Raw genomic sequence first — 18,767 nt, 5'->3', positions numbered from 1 at the left:
CAATCCTTGGCGGCAGGGCGAGAAAAATCAGAAATGATCCGCCGAAGCCATTTTCCAATCCGCCGCGAATCCATCCGGGATCGAGTCCGTCAACAAAACGCCGTCGTCGATGAACGTATAAAGGTCGGCATAGGACCACTCCCTCTCATCCGCTGTGCGGCGGCGGATATCGCCCGGATGCAGGTCCGAGACCTTTTCCTTGCCCATCGCACCCAGAAGTTCGCGAAAGCTCTCCAATGTGGCATCGTGGAAACGATGAACCCGTTTACGTTTTTGCGGCACATGCACGGCCCGTCCACGGATCGGGTCCTGCGTTGCCACGCCCGAAGGGCAGCGGTTGGTGTTGCAATGCAATGCCTGAATACAGCCCACCGCAAACATCATCGCCCGCGCGGCGTTGCACATATCCGCACCGAGTGCGAATTTTTCGACCATGTCATAGCCGGTGGCGACCTTGCCCGAGCAGATGATCCGAATCTTGTCGCGCAGCCCCACGCCGCGCAGACAGTTGTTGACGAAGATCAGTGCCTCGTTCAGTGGCATCCCCAGACGGTTGGTGAATTCGACCGGTGCCGCGCCGGTGCCGCCTTCGGCCCCGTCGATGGTGATGAAATCGGGCAGGATACCGGTTTCCAGCATTGCCTTGCAAATTGCCATGAATTCGGATGGTCTGCCGATACACAGTTTGAACCCGATGGGTTTGCCGTCCGACATCTCTCGCAGGTGTTGGACGAAATGCAACAGACCGGTTGGCCCTTCAAAGGCCGAGTGGATGGGCGGAGAGATAACATCCTGATGCTCGGGCACGCCGCGAATTTCCGCGATTTCCTTGTCGACCTTGGCTGCGGGCAGCACGCCGCCATGGGAGGGCTTGGCGCCTTGCGACAGCTTGATCTCAATCGCTTTGACCACGTCCTTCCTGGCCTTCTCGGCGAACAGGTCCTTGTCGAACCCGCCGTCCGGCGTGCGGCAGCCGAAATATCCAGTACCGATCTGCCAGATGATATCTCCACCCTCGGCCAGATGGTGCGGAGACAGGCCGCCCTCACCGGTGTTATGTGCAAAACCGCCGTCTTTGGCGCCGCCATTCAGTGCCCGGATCGCATTGGCGCTGAGGGCACCGAAGCTCATGGCAGACACGTTCAAACGCGAGGCGCTGTAGGGTTGCGTGCATTGCGGTCCGCCCAACATGATCCGCTCTTCGCTTTCCGGCACGTGCTTGGGCGCAAGCGAGTGATTGGCCCGATGATAGCCCACGGTCAGGATGTCGTATTGGGTACCGAAAGCCTGTGTATCGACCTGCCCCTTGGCCCGGGAATAGACCAGACTGCGAATGATCCGGTTGTAAGGGCGACCGCTTTCATTGGTTTCCACGAAATACTGCCGAATTTCCGGACTGACGAATTCCAGCATATACCGGAAATGGCCCAGAACCGGGTAGTTGTTCAGCACGTTGTGCTTAGTGGTCAGCATGTCATACAGACCAACCACGGCATAGGGGATCAGGATCACCAGCAACCAATGGGCGGGTGGCCAGAAGAACCCCCACAGCAATGTCAAAGGAAGGCACACGTAGCTCAGGATGTAATAGAGTCTGCGTACAATCATTTCGTGCTCTCCCAAAGTGCTGCCATATCAACCTTGTAGCAACCGTGGATCAAATCGGCATTTGATTGCAAGCGTTTGCGCCCGGGCTCACGCGATCCGGCGGGATTGTGAGGCAAGCAGAAGATTTGGTGGCAGTTGATCCATGCTTCAGCAGTAGGTATGCCGAGACAGAGGTAAACTTGGGCAGGACTACCGGCCGTGACACAAACCCGACCCGCCGTCCGGACCACGGCCATTATGTTCACCGCCGTTTTTGTTGGCGGCGCGGCGGGGTCGCTGCTGCGCGAGGCGTTCTCGGCCCAGATCCCCGGTGCTCCGGTGCTGACGGCGACCTTCGGGATCAATGTCGTGGCCTGTTTCGTGCTTGGTTGGCTCTATGCGGTTCGTAACCGCGTCCACGCGCACGTGTTGCATCTGGGGGCGGTCGGGTTCTGCGGCGGGTTATCGACCTTTTCCTCTTTTGTGGCCGAACTGGAACGAATGGCCGAAGCGCACCTTTGGAGTGCCATTTCCGCCGCCGCACTTGAAATTGCCGTCGGCCTTGCCGCTGCCATTCTGGGCGAAGCTATCGGACGGCGACTTCACGGGCAGAGGTCGGCGGGATGAGCGCGTTTTTTCTTCACGCCATGTTCGGATTGGGCGGCGGATTGGGAGCGGTTCTGCGTCACTGGATCGCTTTGCGCGTCAACCATGACCTGCCCTTTGCAACGCTGATCGTGAACGTCCTGGGCAGCCTGCTATTGGGTCTGTGGATTGGTTACCTTGGCGGGCCGGTGGACTTGGGCGAGGAAGAAAGACGGCTGATATTTGGCTTCTGCGGCGGCTTCACCACGTTTTCCAGCTTTGCGTATCAATCTCTGGAACTGCGGCGGGAACGGACAATCGCGCTGGCCGCGGGAAACATCCTGCTCAGCCTCGGCTTATGCTGGCTTGCCCTATGGCTGGGTTTGGTGCTGATGCGCTAATGCGCGGCAACGGCAGCCTGCGTTCCGGGTTTGGGCGCTTTGCAGAAAAACAGTAGCGGTATCGTAGCCAAAGCCAGCAAACCCAGATTGTTGAATACAGTCAGATAGGAAATCAGCTCGGCCTGCTGGCCGATCACCTGCCCCAGAACGGCAGCCCCTTCGGCGCTTTCTGGTGTCAGGTCAAGTGGCTGTAAATAGGCCTGCGCCGCCGGATTATAGGGGGTCACGTTCTGGCTCAGCACCGCCGTATTTGTCTGCAGCCCGCGCACCACCCATGTCCCCACCAGCGATATCCCCACCGATGAGCCCAATTGCCGGGTCACGTTGAACAGGCCCGAGGCTTCGTCCTGCCGTGATTTCGAAATACTCTCAAACGCCAGAATCGACATCGGCACAAAGACCAGCCCCATGCCCAACCCGCTGACGGCCCCTGGCCACGCAAGCTCCCAGAACCCCGCATTCATATTCAGCGCGCCCATCATGAAGTTGCTTATGGCCGTCAACAGCATCCCCACCCCGGCCAGAAGACGCGGATCGAACCGTGACACCAGCACCGCTCCGGTCACAACCATCGATAGCCCGGCGGTGATGCCACGCGGAATGAACAGGTGCCCCGAGGCGATAACGGGATAATCCAGCAGGTTCTGCACAAAGGTCGGCAGGATCGCGATACCGCCAAACAGTGAGATGGCAAAACCCGCAATGACCAGATTGCACAGGGCAAAGTTGCGATCCGCGAAAAATCGCAGGTCCACTACTGGCCGTTTGGTGGTCAACGCGTGGGCGATGAACCCCAATGCACCCAGAACCGACGCGATCAGTGCCACCTGAATGACACGGGACGACAACCAGTCCTTGGTCTCGCCCTGATCGAGGATGAACTGCAGGCAGCCGATGCCAATTGCCAGCAGGGCCAGGCCTGCCCAGTCGATCCGCACCTCTTCGGTTTTGTCATCGGGCAGCTCGCCCGCCAGCAGCAACAGCGCCATCGCGGCCACCGGGAGGTTGACGAAAAACACCATCCGCCACGAGAAATACTCGGTCAGAAGCGCCCCGACTGTTGGCCCCAACACCGGGGCCACCACAACCCCCAGCCCAAAAACCGCCATCGCCTGGCCGCGTTTTTCACGGGGGAAAGCATCGAAAAGAATGGACTGAGACAACGGGATCAGAAACGCGCCGAACATGCCCTGCGCGAGACGAAAGAAAACTATGGTTTCAAGGCTCCAGGACAGGCCGCACATGACAGACATGGTTGTGAAACCAGTGATAGCCGTCAGGATCAGCCGTCTTCGACCTACCCGACGGGCGACGAAACCGGTCAGGGGCATGACCACAACCGCCGAGACAATGTAGCTGGTCAAAATCCACGTCGCCTGATCGGTCGTGGCCCCAAATGCGGCCTGAATGTGGGGCAGCGCGACGTTGACGATGGTGCTGTCCAGCACCTCGAGAATGGCGCTGAGCACCACGGCGACAACAATCACCGGATTGACGCGGCTTGCCGCCGATCCGGTCATTTCCCGGACTGATCCGCTGTGGTGTCCACGGTCACCTTACTGCTACCGCCCACGCGCAGCGGTACATCGGTCGGGTCAAGTTCCACACGCACCGGGAACCGGCGGGTCACCTTGACCCAATTGCCGCTGGCGTTCTCAGACGGCAAGAGCGAGAACGTGTCCCCTGACCCGCGCCCGATCGAGGCCACTTTGCCCGTCAGGGTAACCCCCGGCAGCATATCAACCTTGATCGTAACCGGCTGACCGGGTCGGATACGCGGCAGTGCGGTTTCCTTGAAATTGGCATCCACCCACCAGTCAGAGGATTCGACGATGGAGAACTGCGGTGCATTGGCCGAAACGGCCGATCCCGGACGCAGTGTCAGGTTTGCGACCCAGCCATCTGCGGTGGCGTAGACCTTGGTCCAATTCAGGTTGGCCTGTGCAATTTCAAGCTGCGCTCGTGCAGACAAAACTTCGTCCTGCTTCGCGGCGAGCCCGCTTTGCAGCGCCAGCAGTTCGGATTGGCTGGTGGTCAGACGGGCCGAGGCCTCGGCAAACGCCGTTGTCGCTTGATCCAGCGAGACCTGCGCCAGATCGCCGTCCGAAAACAGCGCCTTGGACCGTTCAAAATTATTCTTGGCAGTGTTGAAGGCCGATTGAGAGGACTGAACCGCCGCCTCAGCCGCGGTGATCTGATTGGAATAGGATTGCGCCTGTTGAAGCGAACTGTCCAGATCGGCCTGTGCCTGATCCACTGACGCCTTGAACTGCGTGTCGTCGATCGTGAACAACAGATCCCCAGTCTTGATCGGCTGGTTGTCGGTGATCGGAACTTCAGCCACCTGCCCCGTCACCTGCGCCGCCACGTTAATGATGTTCGCACCCACATAAGCGTCTTTGGTCGAGGGATACCGTTCCTCGTGCCGCCAATACAGAAACAGCCCGGCGGTGATGGCGATCAGCATGGCTGCGACGGCGGCGATTTTGAAAGATTTCATGCATCAGGCCTCTTGCAGGTCGTTACATCGGATAGGTGTGCATCCGCACCGCCAGATTGCCCATGATCCAAACGGTTCCGAGGATGATGATCAGCAGGACCAGCGTTGAAAACAGGACCAAGTCAAGGTCTTCGCGGCTGCTGCGGCGACGGTCGATATGCAGGAAATAGACCAGTTGCACGATCAGTTGCGCCAAGCCCAACAATGCAATCGAGAGGTAAACGCCCGTGGTCTTTATTCCGTATTTATAGGCGATGAGGAACACCGCCGCCGTCAGTAAAAGCGAGCCGCCATAGCCGATGACGTACCGCCGACGTTCGCGCCGGTGCATCTCGCTGCGCTTATCCATAGGTCAGCCCTCCGAAATAAACGATGGTGATGATGCCGATCCAGATCAGGTCGAGGAAATGCCAAAACAGCGCCAACCGCACCACGCGCGACATCAGCAAGTCGGTAAGGCCAAACACCCGCAGCTGGATGCCCAGCACGATCAGCCACACACAGCCAGCCGCCACGTGTAGCCCGTGCAGCGGCACCAACCCGTAGAAGGCGGACAGGAAACCGCTGCGTTGGGGGATACCGCCCTTTTCAGCCATTGCGATGAAGTCCCGGATTTCCAGCACCAGAAAGCTGAGGCCCAACACCAGTGTCACGCAGAACCAGAATACGATCCGCCATCGGGGCAGGTTGTATTTCAGCGCCAGCATCGCCAGACCCACCGTCAGACTGCTGGTCAGCAGGATCAGCGTTTGGGCAAAGATGCTGTACAGATCGAACAGCTCATGCGGACCCGGCCCCCCCGCTTGTGCGTCGATCATGGTGATATAGATGGCAAACATCAGGCCGAAATAGACTAGGTCGCTCATCAGAAAGACCCAGAAACCGAAGGTGACAACTTCGGTGGCCCGGTGGGCGCTTTCATGGCGCCGCCCAAGGTTCAGGCCGGGATAGCTGTGGGTGGGTGCACGCTTCATGTCGCGGCCTCCAGATCGGGGCGGGCAAGGCCGCGGTTCTCTGGGGCCGTTTCATGGTCGCGATCTACAGGTTTGGAGGTGCGCACCAGATCAAGCCAGGCTTCGTGTTGTTTGCGCACCTCTTCGGCCGGAATGAGCTCTTCAAAGTCGGTTTTGAAAGTCCAGGCTATGAAGGACGCAAGCATCAGAACCGTCATCAAGGCCGCCAGCCACCAGATCCACCAGACCAGTGCAAACATCCAGACACCGCTGAGCACACAGAGTGTAAACCCGATCGCGGTATTGCGCGGCATCGAGATGTCCTCATAAGCGTCGGGGCTGGGGTAGGCCTCGCCCCGCTCCTTGGCCACGGCGAAGTTATCCCGGTCAGTGACCTGCGGGATGATGGCGAAGTTATAGGGCGGCGGCGGCGACGGGATCGACCATTCCAGCGTGCGACCATCCCATGGGTCGCCAACAGGGGCGCGGGTATTCTCACGGTCCCGGATGCTGACCCACAGCTGGACGAGGATGGACAGCAGCCCGCAGGTGATGATCAAAGCACCGATAATCGCGACGAGCATGTAGGGGTGGAATGAGGCGTCGCTATAGCTGAAGGACCGGCGCGGCATCCCCATCAGACCTACGAAATAGAGCGGCATGAAAGTCAGCAGGAACCCGACCGTCCAGCACACGACCGATACCCGGCCCCAGAACTCGTTCAGGCGGAACCCGAAGGCCTTGGGGAACCAGTAGTTATAGGCCGCCAGCAAGCCAAACAGCACCCCCGGCAACAGCGCGTTGTGGAAATGCGCCACCAGGAACAGGGTGTTGTGGACCTGATAATCGACAGTGGGGTTAGCAAGGATCACGCCCGACAACCCACCGATGACAAACAGCATCAGGAAGGCCAGGCCATACAGCATCGGAACGGAAAACCGGATGCGCCCGCGGTATAGGGTGGCCATCCAATCATAGACCTTCACCCCGGTTGGGACGGCGATCAGCATCGTCGCAATGCCAAACACCGCATTGATCAGCGCGCTTTGGCCCATGGTGAAGAAATGGTGCAGCCAGACGGTGAAGGAGAGTACCGCGATACACATGGTGGCTATGACCAGCGAGTTATACCCGTACAACCGCTTGGCCGAGAAGGTGGCGAAAACCTCGGAATAGATGCCATAGGCGGGCAGAACCAGCAGGTAGACCTCGGGGTGGCCGAACAGCCAGAACAGGTTGGCATAGTTCATCATGTTGCCGCCCAGGTCGTTGGTGAAAAAGTGAAAGTCCAGATACCGGTCCGCCGCCAGCATCAGCGCGGCAACGCCAAGCGGCGGCATGGCGAAGATGATCAGGATCGAGCTGCTGATGATCGTCCAGCAATACATCGGCAGCCGCATGAACTTCATCCCGGGCGCCCGCAGCTTGTAGATCGTGACGGCAAAGTTGATCCCCGTCAGCGTCGTGCCGATGCCCGAGACGACAATGGCCCAGATCCAGTAATCCGGCCCCACCCCGGGATTGAACGCAGCGCCCGTATAGGGTGGATAGGCCGTCCAGCCGCCGGTCGAGAAATTGCCCACCACCAGCGACACCATCAGCATCATGCCCGCCGAGACGGTGAGCCCGAGGCTGATCTGGTTCATCACCGGAAAGGCCACATCCCGCGCGCCGATCATCAGCGGCACCAGATAGTTCGCGACGCCAAAGACAAAGGGCACGGCCACAAAGAACACCATGATGGTGCCATGGGTGCTGAACAGCTCGGCGAAATGTTCGGCCTCTAGGAAACCATCGCCCGGCCCTGCCGCCTGTTGGGCGCGCATGACCACACCCTCCAATACGCCCCGCGCCAGCATGACGATGGCAAAAACGATATACATGATGCCGATCTTCTTGTGGTCGGCGCTGGTCAGCCAGTCACGCCATAGCGGCCCCCACAGGCGGAACCATGACAGCAACCCGACTACGGCGATCACGCCGACGACAACAATGCCAGCGGCCGCATTCGCCACGATCTCATTCGTGTTAGGCGTCTGGATCAGGCCGGCAATCGGAAACGCGTCCCAGTTCAGGCGGCCAAAGAACCCGGTATCGGTCATTGCGTGGCCTCCTGTCCAAACTCTACCGTTCCCGGCTGTTGATCCACGGGCAGAGGTTGACCGCCGTGATAACGATGCAGAATGGACTGGAGCAGATCACCGTCCTCCAGCGTGAAATACAAAGCGTTGAGCGGCATGAGAGGGGTTCCCAATTCCGCCTGTACCTCATCCCGGTCCGTGCGCTTGGCCAGTGTTCTGTATGTGTCCTCGGTCAACGGGATGCCGTTGGCGCGGACACTTTCAACCCATGCATTGAAGTCTTCGGGCTGCATGGCCTGGGTCAGGAACTTCTGTTTGGTGAACCCACGGCCATTATACTGCGTGTTTTCGCCTTGCATCGTCTCAGGCGTGTCCGCCACCAGATGCAGTTTTGTCGTCATCCCGGGCATGGCGTAAATCTGCCCCGCCAAAGCTGGGATCATGAAGGACTGCATGACCGTGTCCGTGGTCAGCGTCATCGCAACCTGTTGTTTGACCGGAATTCCCAGTTCGCCGACGGTGGCGATACCGAGGTCGGGGTAAATGAACAGCCATTTCCAATCGAGGCCAACGACCTGAACGTTCAGCGCCGGGGTCTCTCCGAAAGCGGCCGAATAAGGGTCTAGCCGATGCGTCGCTTTCCACAAATAAAAGGACAGCAGCGCCACAATCACCACCGGCACGCCCCACATGACGAATTCCAGCTTGGCGGAGAAATCCCATTTTGGCCGATAGGCCGCCGTACCGCCTTTGCGTCGCCGATACCGCAGGGCAATCAAAGGCACCAGAACAAGCACCGGAAGCACGGCAATCATGATCAGAACGGTTGCCCGCAACAGATGGGTTTTCTGGACAGCCGCTATTGGACCCTGAGGGTCCATGAAACTGTCGGCGGCCCACGCCATCTGCGCTGATACAGCCACGCTTGCGGCCGATACCAGCACTGCCCATGCCGCAGCTGAAGGTCTGAGTAAGGTCACGCCTGATCGTCCTCTTCTGCCTTCGTTTCGGCCAACTATCGGCAGAGTCACGAAATTTCTCAAGGTTTTTTCCAAAACCATCGATTGTCCCCAGCGTCACCTGAACAACCAAAGCTATAGGAGTGTACAAAACGCCACCAATGCTACGGTTGACTTGACCTTACAGGCACGCGACACATTCCAGTGATGCGTTGGATTGTTCTTGCCCTCAGCCTGTGGTGCCTTTCGACAAGCGCCTATGCGCAGGATCGCGCTGCAGTTGAGCGGCAATTTCAGGTTTGGTTGAACGAAACGGTCTGGCCACGTGCCAGGGCCAAAGGCGTCTCACGCAAGACCATGAAGCGGGCCTTTGACGGGGTAACGCTCAATTGGAAACTACCGGATCTTGTACCGCCGGGGCAAAGGGCAGAAACACCCAAACAGCAAAAACAGGCTGAGTTCGGATCGCCCGGGCGCTATTTCAACGCAGGCTCTGTGCAGGGGGCGACAGCCACAGGGCGGCAGATGGCGCGCCGCCATGCGACAACACTGGCGCGGATCGAGGCCGAAACCGGCGTGCCCGGCCGCATCATTCTCGCAATCTGGGGCCGCGAAAGCGGATATGGGCAAGTCCCCATCCGCCACAACGCGTTTCAGGTGCTGGGGACCAAAGGCTTCATGAGCACCCGCTCGGACTATTTCACCGAGGAACTGATCGCCGCTTTGCAAATCGCCGAGGCCGGGCACGCCCCGTCCGGCACGTTGAAAAGCAGTTGGGCCGGTGCGTTGGGCCAACCGCAATTCATGCCCTCGAACTTTCTGACTTATGCGGCGGATGGCAACGGTGACGGGCGGTCTGATATCTGGGCCTCGCCCGAGGATACAATCGCATCGATTGGGAATTTTCTGTCGCAACATGGTTGGATCGCCGGGTGCGACTGGGGTTTTGAAGTGACCGTCCCGCCCTCGGTTTCCTGTGCCTTGGAAGGACCGGACCAGGGCAAGCCCATTCGGGACTGGGCTGCGATGGGCGTAACCCGTGTGTCAGGCAAACCGTTTCCGAAACATGAACTGCCGGGCGAAGGCTTTCTGATGATGCCCGCAGGGCGCAATGGCCCCGCCTTCATCGTCACGCCGAATTTCTACGTTCTGAAGGACTACAACAAAAGCGATCTCTACGCCCTGTTCGTCGGCCATGTCGGAGACCGCATTCAATATGGCGTCGGAGATTTCAGTGCCCGCTGGGGCAAGGTCGGCAATCTCTACCGGTCTGATGTGGCCGCCATGCAGAGAGCTTTGGAGCGCCAGGGGCATGATGTCGGCGGCGCGGACGGGTTGCCCGGATTCAAGACCCGCCGCTCGATCGGGCGCTGGCAACAGGCCACGGGCCGCACCCCGACCTGTTTCCCCGAAGCCAGCATGAAATCCACCCTGAACCAATAGCGATTCGCACGGTCCCTTACGTCACTTCGTCGGCAAAACCCCGTCCTTTGGGCAAAGCACAAATCGAGACCTTCACGAAAGTGTTAAGAACCGCTGAAGTTTCCTCATTATATTTCGGAACCACCCCGGGTTTCATTCACAATCCACCTATAGTTGCCTATTTTTCAGGCAAAGGCTTTATCCTTTTTTGAAATAGTGCCACCTTCGGCGCCAGTGAAAGGCGACTTTCGCAACCACGTTCCCGACTGCAAACCGAAAGACTGCGACGCGGTGTTCATTGCGATCTGAAAAAGCAAAATTCGAACGGGTCCCGGTCTCGACCAGAGTCGGACAAACAAGGTGGCCAGCAGCCATCCTGAATGGATGCGCGCGCCTTGCCTCTAAAAAATGGGAGTAGAAAAATGAACAAGTATATTCGTACATCTCTGGCCGGGCTGTTGACCTCGACCATGATTACCGGCGCGGCCTTTGCCGCAGGGACCCATCCTGAAACCGGCGAGGCGCTGGCGGACGATCAGACCTTCATCTATCGCCTTCTGGACGAAACCACGTCCTTTGACCCTCAGGTCGTTGAAGACGTCGACGGCTCGGATATCGTCCGGGACCTGTTCGAAGGCCTGATGAACCAGGACGAAGACGGTAATCTGGTTCCCGGTGTTGCCACCGGCTATACCACAAACGACACCAAAGACGTTTATACCTTTACCCTTCGGGATAACGCCAAGTGGTCGAACGGCGACCCGGTGACCGCAAATGACTTTGTCTACGCGTGGAAACGGGCCGTCGATCCTGCCCTGTCCTCGCCCTATGCCTGGTTCATGGAGCTGATGTCGATCGAGAATGCGTCTGAGATCATCGCAGGTGAAAAACCCGTCGATGACCTGGGCGTCACCGCGATCGACGACCACACGCTTGAGGTCAAGCTGAGCGCACCGCTGCCCTATTTTGCGCAGATGACCACTCATACCACCACTTTCCCTGCCCCGCAGAAAGTCATTGAAGAGCTTGGCAGCGAATGGACCAAACCCGGAAACATCGTCTCGAACGGTGCGTACGTGCTGACGGAACACCTTCCGCAGGAACGTTCGACCCGTGAGCGCAACGAGATGTACTGGGACAATGAAAACACGATCCTCGACAAGGTCGTTGCGCTGGTCATCAATGACGAGAACGTCGCCCTGACCCGTTATCTGGCTGGTGAGCTGGACCGCACCGATGTACCGGCAGGTCAGTTCCCGCGCCTGAAGAAAGAGCACCCGGAAGAGGCCGTCAGCTTCCCGCGTCTTTGCAACTACTATTACACGTTCAACCTGTCCGACACCGGCCCCGAGGCGTTCAAAGATCCCAACGTACGTCAGGCGTTGTCCCTGGCCGTGGATCGTAAAATCATCACCGAAAACGTGATGGCGGGCGGCCAACCACAGGCCTACACTTTCGCGCCTGAAGCCACTGCAGGGTTCAACGTACCCGAAGTTGAGATGGCCTCTATGTCTCAGCCGGAACGCGATGAGCTGGCCAAGGAACTGCTGGCAGAAGCAGGCTATGGCCCCGACAATCCGCTGAGCTTTGAAATGGTGTACAACACCTCGGAAGCGCACAAGAAAGTGGCCGTTGCCCTCAGCCAGATGTGGAAACAGAAGCTGGGCGTAAACGCCAACCTGGCGAACATGGAATGGAAAGTGTTCCTGGAAGAGCGCGGTAACCAGAACTTCGATCTGGCCCGCGGCGCATGGTGTGGCGACTACAACGAAGCCTCGACCTTCCTTGACCTGCTGCAATCGCAATCCGGCTACAACGACGGCAAGTACAACAATGCACGTGTCGACGAGTTGCTGGCCGAAGCGAAGACCTCGGACGACCCGGCTCCGCTGTACACCGAGGTGGAACGGATCATCGCGCAAGAGACCCCGGTTATCCCGATCTACCACTATGCTGGCGTCTACATGATCGACAGCGATGTCGGAAACTGGCCGATCAATAACGTAGAGCAGAACTGGTATTCCCGGAACCTCTACAAGCGCGCCGAATAATCATCCTGAAAACACGCTTTGCCCCGAATAACGCTTTCGGGGCAAAGCCAATAACGGGGGCATGAAATGCTTGCCTATATCATCCGGCGGTTGTTGATCGCCGTTCCGACGATCCTGTTGCTGATCGTCGCCTGTTTCTTTCTGATGCACTTTGCGCCCGGCGGGCCTTTCACGTCAGAGCGGCCTTTGCCGCCGGCGGTTCTGGCCAATATCGAGGCGCGTTACGGGTTGGACCAGCCGCTGTGGAAACAGCTGTGGGACTACCTCTATAACATCGTGGTGCATTTCGATTTCGGCCCGTCCTTCAAATTCAAGGACCGGGACGTGAATGACATCATTTCGCAGGGTTTCCCGATCTCGCTGACCTATGGCTCGTTGTCCTTCCTTGTGGCCACCGTCATCGGTGTGAGTCTGGGGATTGCCGCTGCAATCAAGCACAATAGCTGGATCGACTATTTCGCTGTGGGTCTGGGCATCGCTGCGCAGGCGCTGCCGAACTTCATCATGGGCCCGATCTTGATCCTGACATTTACCCTGTGGCTGGGATGGCTGCCGGGTGGCGGCTGGCACGGCGGACAGTGGCAATATCTGATCATGCCGGTGATCGCACTGGCGACCTCGTACATGGGGTCGATCGCCCGGATCACACGGTCTTCGATGCTTGAGGTTCTGAACTCGAACTTCATCCGCACCGCCCGCGCCAAGGGTCTGCCGACCAGAACCGTGATCTGGCGCCATGCGCTGAAACCCACCCTCCTGCCGGTCGTGTCTTATCTGGGTCCGGTCTTTGTCTACGTGCTGACAGGATCGGTCTTTGTTGACCTGTATTTCTCGACAGGTGGATTGGGTCAGTCGTATGTGAGCTCGGCCCTATCTCGAGATTACGCGGTGCTGCTGGGGGTCACGATCCTTTATGGTACGCTGACCGTCATCGTGAACCTGCTGACCGACCTGGCCTATGCCTGGTTCGATCCGAAAATCCGTTACTGAGGGGCTGGCAATGCTTGGAAAATCACAAAAAGCCGCCCAACTGGCCGAAGATGTCACCGACTACACGGTCATTCAGGGGCGCTCGCTTTGGCAGGACGCGCGGATGCGCTTTGTCCGCAACAAGGCCGCGATGGCCAGCGTGTTCATTCTGGTGCTGATCGTTCTGTTCACGATCATCGGCCCGTATTTCGCCGTTTGGACCAACGAGGAAATCGACTGGAACGTCATGGGTGACGTGAGCGGCATGGGGATGCCGTCCGTCGAGACCGGGCACTTCTTCGGTGTCGATGATCTGGGGCGCGACCTTTACAGCCGTGTCATTCAGGCGACGACCACCTCGTTGCTGGTGGGGTTGATCGGGGCGGCGACCGCGCTGATCGTGGGTACCTTCTACGGGATCGCGGCAGGATATATCGGCGGCCGTACCGACAGCGTGATGATGCGCTTTGTCGATATCCTGCTGGCCATCCCGGCCACACTGATCATCATCCTTTTGCTGGTGGTCGCGGGGCGCTCGTTCTTCATGCTGTTCATCGCTCTGGGCGCGGTCGGGTGGCTGACCATGGCGCGGATCGTCCGGGGGCAGACCCTGACCCTGAAGAACCGCGAATTCATCGAAGCCGCACGCGCCGCCGGTGTCAGCGAATTTACCATCATGTACCGCCACATCCTGCCCAACCTGTTGGGCGTGGTGATCGTGTATGCCTCGCTTCTGGTGCCCGAGATGATCCTGACGGAAAGCTTCATCTCATTCCTCGGCCTTGGTATTTCAGAGCCCTACACATCGTTGGGCCGTCTGATCGCCGAAGGCGCCGGCACCATGGGTTATGGCACCCTGTGGCAACTGATGTTCCCCCTGGCATTCTACGTCGCCATCATCATCACGATGTTCTTCATCGGGGATGGTCTGCGTGACGCTCTGGACCCGAAGGATCGCTGATATGAGCCTGTTTTCTGTTAAAGACCTGAGCGTCCAGTTCGATACCCCCGATGGCGTGGTCGAGGCCGTCAAAGGCATCAGTTTCGACATCAATCCGGGCGAATGCCTTGGCATCGTCGGCGAGAGCGGGTCGGGCAAAAGCCAGACCTTCATGGCCGCGATGGGATTGTTGCCACCCGCCGGTCGGGCCTTGGGATCCGCCACTCTGAATGGCGAGGAAATCCTGAACCTGCCTATCAATAAGCTGAACAAGATTCGCGGCGACGACGTCGGCATGATCTTCCAGGACCCGCTGACCGCGCTGACCCCGCATCTGCGGATCGGTCAGCAGATGCGCGAAGTCCTGCAAGTGCACGAAGGGTTGCAAGGGTCCGCCGCACGGGCGCGTTGCCTAGAATGGCTGGATCGTGTTCGCATCCCCGAGGCAAAGCGGCGGCTGGATCAATACCCGCACGAGTTGTCGGGCGGAATGCGTCAGCGCGTGATGATCGCCATGTCGATGCTGTGCAACCCCAAGCTGCTGATTGCGGATGAGCCCACGACCGCGCTGGACGTGACCGTTCAGGCCGACATTCTGGATCTGATGGTACGCCTGCAAAAGGACGAAGGCACCGCGATTGCCCTGATCACGCATGATATGGGCGTTGTTGCCCGGATGTGCGATCGCATTCAGGTCATGCGCCTGGGTCAGTTTGTCGAGGCCGGGGACACGCGCGAAATCTTCCGCGCACCGCAGCATGACTACACCCGTACCCTGCTGGAAGCGATGCCGCGGATCGATGCCGGGGATGCGCCGAAAGCGCTGGAAAAGGTCGATGACCCGCTGCTCAAGGTCGATGACGTCAAGGTTCACTTCCCGATCCACGTCAAAGGCGGGGTGTTCGGACGCAAGGTGCCTCTGAAAGCCGTGGATGGTGTCAGCTTTGACATCCGCAAGGGCGAAACGCTGGGCGTAGTGGGTGAGTCCGGTTGTGGCAAGTCCACTTTGGCGCGGGCGGTTCTTCAGCTGATCGAACCCAGCGCGGGCAATGTCAGCTGGCTAGGCCACCCTATCGTCGGGCTGAAACGGGCCGAGCTGAACAAATACCGCAAGGACCTGCAGATCGTATTCCAGGATCCGCTGGCCAGCCTTGATCCGCGCATGACGATCTCGGCCTCGATTGCCGAGCCGTTGAAGACCTATCGCCCTGATCTGACCGATCGCGAACGCAAGGATATGGTCGCGCAAATGATGGAGCGGGTCGGCCTGAAGGCCAACATGATCAACCGCTATCCGCACGAGCTGTCTGGTGGCCAGAACCAGCGCGTCGGCATCGCACGCGCGATGATCAACAAACCCAAGTTGATCATCTGCGATGAGGCGGTCTCGGCCCTTGATGTGTCCATTCAGGCGCAGATCGTCGAATTGTTGCGCGAGTTGCAGCAAGAGTTCGGGCTGTCGATGATCTTCATCAGCCACGACCTGTCGGTGGTGCGCGCAGTGTCGAACCGGATCATGGTTTTGTATCTGGGCCGGATCGTCGAACTGGGCGACGGAGAGGTGATCTGTTCCGATCCGATCCACCCCTACACGAAGTCCCTGATATCGGCGGTTCCAATCCCGGACCCGGATGTCGAACGGACCCGCCAGCGGTTGAAACTGCCGGGTGAGCTACCCTCGCCCATGGACCCGAAAGCTGCGCTTCGGTTCCTGCCCAGCCGGTTGGCCGCGGGGGAAAACAACTATGTTCCGCAGCTTACCGAAGTGAGACCCGATCATTTCGTGGCCGAACATGACCCGCTGGATGCGATCATGAACCCGGGCTGACCCCCTCTGCCCCGAAGCCTTTTAACCGGCTTCGGGGCAATGGTTTTGTCACGTCCAGCCGACCATTTCATGGCTGCTCCGGCCGTCACCAGTCGGATGCCTCATTTCGCTGCAAAGGGTGCAGAAAATCGCGATGTTCAGCATGTGGGGCCAGATCGTTTTGACTTTTACCCCCCCGGGTGGCACCATCTTGGGAAATCGCGGCCTGTTTACCCGTTGACGTTGAATGTTCAGGCCGCAGGTCCTAAGAGGTCTGCGCAGTAAACACACTATCAGACATTGTTTTAGTAACTTGAGAGGTCAAATGGCACGTAAGGTCACAAAGGCGATCTTCCCCGTCGCAGGGCTTGGCACACGGTTCCTGCCGGCGACAAAGTCGGTTCCGAAAGAGATCATGACTTTGGTTGATCGCCCGCTGGTACAATATGCCATCGACGAGGCGCGCGCCGCCGGTATCACCGAATTCATCTTTGTAACGTCACGCGGCAAATCTGCTCTGGAGGACTATTTTGACCACAATCTGGTTCTCGAGCAGGAATTGAAAACCAAGGGCAAGGACCAGCTGCTGGAAACGCTGAACGCAACCAATATGGAAAGCGGCGCGATCGCGTATATCCGTCAGCACAAGGCGCTGGGTCTGGGTCACGCGGTCTGGTGCGCCCGCCGCCTGATCGGCGATGAACCCTTTGCCGTGATGCTGCCCGATGACGTGATCGCTGGCGACAAACCCTGCCTGAAGCAGATGGTCGAAGCCTATGAGGAAACCGGCGGCAACATGGTTGCGGCCATGGAAGTTCCGGCTGACAAAACCAGCGCTTACGGCGTTTTGGATGTAGGCGAGAATATCGGTTCGGTCGTCCGGGCGCGCGGTATGGTCGAAAAACCGAAACCCGAAGAGGCACCGTCGAATCTGGCTGTTATCGGGCGCTACATTCTGGGCCCGTCAGTTCTGTACAACCTGAACCAGATGAAGAAGGGCAGCGGCGGTGAAATCCAACTGACCGATGCGATTGCAGAGGATATCGGGAACGGTGTGCCGGTCTTTGGCTACAAGTTCGATGGTCAGCGTTTTGATTGCGGTTCCAAGTCCGGCTTCCTGCAGGCCACGGTCGCCTTTGCACTGGCCCGCGATGACCTGCGTGAAGACCTGAGCCAGTATCTGCACGACATCGTCGCCATAGGTCAGGCCGCGCAGTAACGAACCGCCTTTAAACAGGTTCAAGAATTCCGGCCGGGGTGTTCAGCGCCCCGGCCTTTTTGTGCGCCTGCAAAAGTTAGCAAGTGGTTTCTCGGGCGTCCGGCCCGGTCAGACAGGATTCATGCACCACACGGCAATGTGGCGCGCAATGCAATTGTCGGACCGACAGCCTCAGGAGGACGCCCGTGTCACAGAACTCACCTCGCTTGAACCTGCCATTTCTACAGCCGTCGCAGGCGCAGAAACACGTCACCCATAACGAAGCGCTGCGGCAGCTGGACCTGATCACGCAGCTGAGTGTGGCCACGACAAACGCCTCGACCCCGCCCGCCGTTCCGGACCAGGGAGAGGTCCACGCGTTGGGCCCAGCCCCCACGGGGGATTGGACCGGGCAAGCCGGGAAGCTGGCAGCGTGGCTGGACAACGCCTGGCATTTTATCACGCCCGGCACAGGCTGGCGCGCGTGGGACGAGAGCGTTGGGCAAATGAAAATCTGGGATGGCAGCGCCTGGGTCAATCCTCCGGTCGCGACGCAAAACTTGGACGGTGTGGGGATTGCCACCGGTTTTGACAGCACAAACCGTCTTTCGGTGCGATCTCCGGCAACGCTTTTTAGTCATGATGGCGGCGGGCATCAGTTGAAGATCAACAAGGCCAATGCAGGTGACACCGCATCCCTGTTGTTTCAATCCAACTGGACCGGCCATGCCGAGATGGGCCTGTCCGGCACCACCGGCTTTGCAATCAAAGTCTCGCCCGATGGCAGCAACTGGACCGACGCGCTGAGTTTCGATCCAGCGACCGGAGCCGCCAGCGGCGCGGCTGTTCAGACCAGCGCGGATGACACCACCGCTGGTCGGCTGATGCGGGCGGACTACGGCTATGGCCCGGGCAACCTGCTGGGTGTCGTGGCGCAGAGCGGTGGCAGTCCGACCGGGGGCGTCATCGAACGCGGTTCAAACGCAAATGGCGATTATGTGCGCTTTGCAGATGGTACTCAGATCTGCGCCGTCTCGCTGACGGCCATGGACTGTACGAATGCAGAAGGCGCTTTGTTTGCAAGCAATGCGGTGGTTTGGGATTTCCCGGTGGCTTTTGCAGTGGGCTCAACCGTTGCGGTGTCCGGTAGCGGAGGCGCTACCACCCGTTTCATGGGGCTCGATGCACCGACTGACACTCAGGTACAGTTCAAGGTTCTGTCCACCGCGAATGATGGGACGGCGCTGGCACCAACGGCCACTGCAATTGGCCGCTGGTTCTGATCTCGAATTGCCCGGGCCCACGCCCGGGCTT

Annotated in this window: 16 protein-coding genes; 9 read left to right on the top strand and 7 right to left on the bottom strand. The window is 58.9% G+C overall.

Features of this window, described 5'->3' with window-relative positions:
- Positions 1-27 precede the first annotated feature (27 nt).
- The gene (locus ACR0KW_RS19910; RefSeq protein ID WP_480806545.1) at positions 28-1,608 is read right to left on the bottom strand and encodes an FMN-binding glutamate synthase family protein; all 1,581 of its coding nucleotides are present in this window, start codon (positions 1,606-1,608) and stop codon (positions 28-30) included.
- A 198-nt stretch (positions 1,609-1,806) separates the two neighbouring features.
- On the opposite strand from ACR0KW_RS19910, the gene ACR0KW_RS19905 reads away from it, so the two are divergent.
- Both ACR0KW_RS19905 and ACR0KW_RS19900 read left to right on the top strand, forming a co-directional pair.
- Positions 1,807-2,214, top strand: coding sequence for a fluoride efflux transporter FluC (locus ACR0KW_RS19905; protein WP_480806544.1), 408 nt, complete (start codon positions 1,807-1,809; stop codon positions 2,212-2,214).
- Entirely contained in the window at positions 2,211-2,573 is a 363-nt protein-coding gene (locus ACR0KW_RS19900) for a fluoride efflux transporter FluC (RefSeq protein WP_480806543.1), read from the top strand. Before ACR0KW_RS19905 ends, ACR0KW_RS19900 begins: the two co-directional genes overlap by 4 nt.
- Here the strand turns inward: ACR0KW_RS19900 and ACR0KW_RS19895 are convergent.
- From ACR0KW_RS19895 to ACR0KW_RS19870, 6 genes are read right to left on the bottom strand one after another with little or no spacing between them, the layout of a single operon-like run.
- Complete coding sequence (locus tag ACR0KW_RS19895; protein WP_480806542.1) at positions 2,570-4,093, bottom strand: DHA2 family efflux MFS transporter permease subunit; 1,524 nt, start codon at positions 4,091-4,093, stop codon at positions 2,570-2,572. The two genes, ACR0KW_RS19900 and ACR0KW_RS19895, sit on opposite strands and share 4 nt — an antisense overlap.
- The gene (locus ACR0KW_RS19890; protein WP_480806541.1) at positions 4,090-5,073 is read right to left on the bottom strand and encodes an HlyD family secretion protein; all 984 of its coding nucleotides are present in this window, start codon (positions 5,071-5,073) and stop codon (positions 4,090-4,092) included. Before ACR0KW_RS19890 ends, ACR0KW_RS19895 begins: the two co-directional genes overlap by 4 nt.
- A gap of 22 nt (positions 5,074-5,095) precedes the next feature.
- On the bottom strand, positions 5,096-5,422 hold the full coding sequence (locus ACR0KW_RS19885) for a cytochrome o ubiquinol oxidase subunit IV (protein WP_170330281.1): 327 nt from the start codon (positions 5,420-5,422) through the stop codon (positions 5,096-5,098).
- A complete protein-coding gene (locus ACR0KW_RS19880) occupies positions 5,415-6,047 on the bottom strand; it encodes a cytochrome c oxidase subunit 3 (RefSeq protein ID WP_480806540.1) in 633 nt (210 codons plus the stop codon). The genes ACR0KW_RS19885 and ACR0KW_RS19880 overlap by 8 nt, the downstream gene beginning before the upstream one ends.
- A complete protein-coding gene (locus ACR0KW_RS19875; RefSeq protein ID WP_480806539.1) occupies positions 6,044-8,128 on the bottom strand; it encodes a cbb3-type cytochrome c oxidase subunit I in 2,085 nt (694 codons plus the stop codon). The genes ACR0KW_RS19880 and ACR0KW_RS19875 overlap by 4 nt, the downstream gene beginning before the upstream one ends.
- Entirely contained in the window at positions 8,125-9,087 is a 963-nt protein-coding gene (locus ACR0KW_RS19870; RefSeq protein WP_480806538.1) for a cytochrome ubiquinol oxidase subunit II, read from the bottom strand. The genes ACR0KW_RS19875 and ACR0KW_RS19870 overlap by 4 nt, the downstream gene beginning before the upstream one ends.
- A 186-nt stretch (positions 9,088-9,273) precedes the next feature.
- Between ACR0KW_RS19870 and ACR0KW_RS19865 the strand changes: the two genes are divergently transcribed.
- From ACR0KW_RS19865 to ACR0KW_RS19835, 7 genes are all read left to right on the top strand, one after another.
- On the top strand, positions 9,274-10,509 hold the full coding sequence (locus tag ACR0KW_RS19865) for a lytic murein transglycosylase (RefSeq protein ID WP_480806537.1): 1,236 nt from the start codon (positions 9,274-9,276) through the stop codon (positions 10,507-10,509).
- A 401-nt stretch (positions 10,510-10,910) separates the two neighbouring features.
- Complete coding sequence (locus ACR0KW_RS19860) at positions 10,911-12,539, top strand: peptide ABC transporter substrate-binding protein (protein WP_480806536.1); 1,629 nt, start codon at positions 10,911-10,913, stop codon at positions 12,537-12,539.
- Between the two features lie 66 nt (positions 12,540-12,605).
- Positions 12,606-13,529, top strand: coding sequence for an oligopeptide ABC transporter permease OppB (gene oppB / locus ACR0KW_RS19855; protein ID WP_170326672.1), 924 nt, complete (start codon positions 12,606-12,608; stop codon positions 13,527-13,529).
- A gap of 10 nt (positions 13,530-13,539) precedes the next feature.
- On the top strand, positions 13,540-14,469 hold the full coding sequence (locus tag ACR0KW_RS19850) for an ABC transporter permease subunit (RefSeq protein ID WP_480806535.1): 930 nt from the start codon (positions 13,540-13,542) through the stop codon (positions 14,467-14,469).
- Position 14,470: 1 nt separating this feature from the next.
- Positions 14,471-16,276: an ABC transporter ATP-binding protein gene (locus ACR0KW_RS19845; protein ID WP_480806534.1), complete on the top strand. Its 1,806-nt coding sequence runs from the start codon at positions 14,471-14,473 to the stop codon at positions 16,274-16,276.
- 304 nt (positions 16,277-16,580) lie between these two features.
- Positions 16,581-17,474 (top strand): UTP--glucose-1-phosphate uridylyltransferase GalU, encoded by an 894-nt coding sequence (gene galU / locus ACR0KW_RS19840; protein ID WP_480806533.1) that lies wholly within the window; start codon positions 16,581-16,583, stop codon positions 17,472-17,474.
- 185 nt (positions 17,475-17,659) lie between these two features.
- Positions 17,660-18,736, top strand: coding sequence for a DUF2793 domain-containing protein (locus ACR0KW_RS19835; protein ID WP_480806532.1), 1,077 nt, complete (start codon positions 17,660-17,662; stop codon positions 18,734-18,736).
- The last annotated feature ends 31 nt before the right edge of the window (positions 18,737-18,767 follow it).

The sequence above is a fragment of the Ruegeria sp. CG11 genome (assembly GCF_056537245.1).
Note: the sequence above shows the minus strand (reverse complement) of the source record. Positions and strands in the feature narration are given on the sequence as shown.

Excerpts from the sequence above, each read along its gene's own strand:
- ACR0KW_RS19910 (WP_480806545.1), bottom strand. The coding sequence starts at position 1,608 with ATGATTGTACGCAGACTCTATTACATCCTGAGCTACGTGTGCCTTCCT.
- ACR0KW_RS19900 (WP_480806543.1), top strand. The coding sequence starts at position 2,211 with ATGAGCGCGTTTTTTCTTCACGCCATGTTCGGATTGGGCGGCGGATTG.
- ACR0KW_RS19895 (WP_480806542.1), bottom strand. The coding sequence starts at position 4,093 with ATGACCGGATCGGCGGCAAGCCGCGTCAATCCGGTGATTGTTGTCGCC.
- ACR0KW_RS19890 (WP_480806541.1), bottom strand. The coding sequence starts at position 5,073 with ATGAAATCTTTCAAAATCGCCGCCGTCGCAGCCATGCTGATCGCCATC.
- ACR0KW_RS19885 (WP_170330281.1), bottom strand. The coding sequence starts at position 5,422 with ATGGATAAGCGCAGCGAGATGCACCGGCGCGAACGTCGGCGGTACGTC.
- ACR0KW_RS19880 (WP_480806540.1), bottom strand. The coding sequence starts at position 6,047 with ATGAAGCGTGCACCCACCCACAGCTATCCCGGCCTGAACCTTGGGCGG.
- ACR0KW_RS19875 (WP_480806539.1), bottom strand. The coding sequence starts at position 8,128 with ATGACCGATACCGGGTTCTTTGGCCGCCTGAACTGGGACGCGTTTCCG.
- ACR0KW_RS19865 (WP_480806537.1), top strand. The coding sequence starts at position 9,274 with ATGCGTTGGATTGTTCTTGCCCTCAGCCTGTGGTGCCTTTCGACAAGC.
- ACR0KW_RS19860 (WP_480806536.1), top strand. The coding sequence starts at position 10,911 with ATGAACAAGTATATTCGTACATCTCTGGCCGGGCTGTTGACCTCGACC.
- oppB (WP_170326672.1), top strand. The coding sequence starts at position 12,606 with ATGCTTGCCTATATCATCCGGCGGTTGTTGATCGCCGTTCCGACGATC.
- ACR0KW_RS19850 (WP_480806535.1), top strand. The coding sequence starts at position 13,540 with ATGCTTGGAAAATCACAAAAAGCCGCCCAACTGGCCGAAGATGTCACC.
- ACR0KW_RS19845 (WP_480806534.1), top strand. The coding sequence starts at position 14,471 with ATGAGCCTGTTTTCTGTTAAAGACCTGAGCGTCCAGTTCGATACCCCC.
- galU (WP_480806533.1), top strand. The coding sequence starts at position 16,581 with ATGGCACGTAAGGTCACAAAGGCGATCTTCCCCGTCGCAGGGCTTGGC.